This is a genomic window from Methylobacterium sp. CCH5-D2 (assembly GCF_001556475.1).
GTDB lineage: Bacteria > Pseudomonadota > Alphaproteobacteria > Rhizobiales > Beijerinckiaceae > Methylobacterium > Methylobacterium hispanicum.
This window is the reverse complement of the sequence record NZ_LSIX01000836.1, coordinates 1-1668: the sequence shown is the minus strand read 5'-3', so window position 1 is coordinate 1668 and position 1668 is coordinate 1. Positions and strand designations below refer to the sequence as shown.

Genomic DNA, 1668 nt, shown 5'->3' with positions numbered 1-1668 from the left:
ACTCTCCGGCATCGGGCGCCGCGCAGAGCCCGCTCCGCCCCCTGAACAACCGGCCCCCTACGACCGCGACCTGATGCGCCTGTCCGAGATCATCGGCTCGCTCGCCTTCCTGCGCGGGCTCTGCGCGGCGCCCGATGCCGGAGAGTGGTCCGGCCGGATGCGCGCGCTGATCGACGCCGAGGGCATCACACCGGGGCGGCGCGACCGCCTTGCCGGGGCGTTCAACCGCGGCTACCGCAGCTATGCGGTGACCTATCGGATCTGCACGCCCTCCGCGCAGGAGGCGGCCGCCCGCTTCGTCGCCGAGGGCGAGCGTCTGTCGCAGGCGCTGGCCGGCCGGTTCGGCGGATGATGCAGGCGCGCAACAGCGGAACGCGACCTGGGAAATCGCGCCAAATCGACCGGTCGCGTTAACCGCTTCGCAATTCCTGGCTGGCCGGCCGCGGCGGAGCCGCCTATCATCCTCGGGAACGTTCGACCTCCGGTCGGGCGCGAAGGATGTTTGACGCCATGCTCGATTCGACTCACACCACCGCCCCCATCGAGGCCGATGTGGACGAGAAGCGCGTCGCGTTGAGCTACGTCTCCGAGGCGTTCGCGGAAGGGTGCCTGGACGGGCTCGACGCCGACTGCATGGCCCAGGCCGCCCTGTTCGCGGCCTTCCAGGAACTCGTCACGACCTACGGCGAGGAGGCCACCGCCCGCTACGCGGAAGGGTTTCCCGAGCGCATCCGCGGCGGTGCCTTCACCACCTCCCTGCAGCACTGAGGGCCCCGCCGCGCGGAGATCAGCGCGTCGCCGACGCGACCGGTGCGAGATCGGCGACCGCCTCCGCCAGGCGGTCGCCCGCCACCCACGGCACCATGTGGCCGAGACCCGGCAGGCGCAGGAGCCGCGCGCCGGGGATGCGAGCCGCGAGCGGCTCGGACTGGGCCTCGATCCGCACCAGCGGGTCGGCATCGCCCGAGACGACCAGCGCGGGCAGGCGCAAGCTCTCGTAGCGCGGGCTCTGCCGCTCGAGCGCGGCGGGCAGCCCCATCAGATCCTCGACATTCGCGAGCAGCGCGCCCGGCCGGAGCCCCAGCGGCACCCGCGCCCGGCCGAGGTAGTCCGCGGCCGGGGGCTGGGGCCGGAAGGCCTGGGACGCGGCGCCGCGCAGGTAGTAGAGGGCGAGCGGCGGCCCGAGCGTCCGGCTGAGCAGCCACGCGACGGGCGGCTGCGCGGCGAGCCGCCAGTACCAGGGCAGCGTCATCGTTCGGGAAAAGGGCAGCGCGACCGGCGCGACCAGGGCGAGGGCCGAGACCCGTTCCGGATGGTCGAGGGCGAGCGCCAGCGCCGCGGCGCCGCCCCAGGAATGGCCGAGGACGATCACGGGACCGGCATCGAGCGCGACCAGCGCCTCGGCGATCCGGCCCGCCTGCGCGGCGGGCGTCGCGGCGTCGAGCCGGTCGCTCCAGCCGTGTCCCGGCCGGTCGAAGGCGATCACCCGGAAGCCCCGCGCCGCGAGCAGACGGCCGACGCCCTCCATCGGGTCGGCGGCGTTGGCCGACGCGCCGTGGATCAGCACCACCGTTCCGCGCGCGGCCGTCTCCGGCCCGGCCTGCAGGGTGGCGAGGCGACCGCCCGCGACGGGCACGAAGGGGCCGGCCGGCGGGTATGCGGCACCGG

General features: G+C 74.8%; 3 protein-coding genes. 2 read left to right on the top strand and 1 reads right to left on the bottom strand.

Annotated features, from left to right (window positions below; translation table 11 throughout):
- The coding region (locus tag AX737_RS22020; RefSeq protein ID WP_066924939.1) for a TIGR02301 family protein at positions 1-352 on the top strand (352 nt) is incomplete at its 5' end.
- A gap of 158 nt (positions 353-510) precedes the next feature.
- A complete protein-coding gene (locus tag AX737_RS22015) occupies positions 511-768 on the top strand; it encodes a hypothetical protein (RefSeq protein ID WP_066924936.1) in 258 nt (85 codons plus the stop codon).
- Positions 769-787: 19 nt separating this feature from the next.
- Here the strand turns inward: AX737_RS22015 and AX737_RS22010 are convergent.
- On the bottom strand, positions 788-1668 hold an 881-nt coding region (locus AX737_RS22010; protein WP_066924935.1), incomplete at its 5' end, for an alpha/beta hydrolase.

Bases quoted from the DNA above. Each gene is read 5' to 3' on its own strand.
- AX737_RS22015 (WP_066924936.1), top strand. From the start codon at position 511: ATGCTCGATTCGACTCACACCACCGCCCCCATCGAGGCCGATGTGGAC.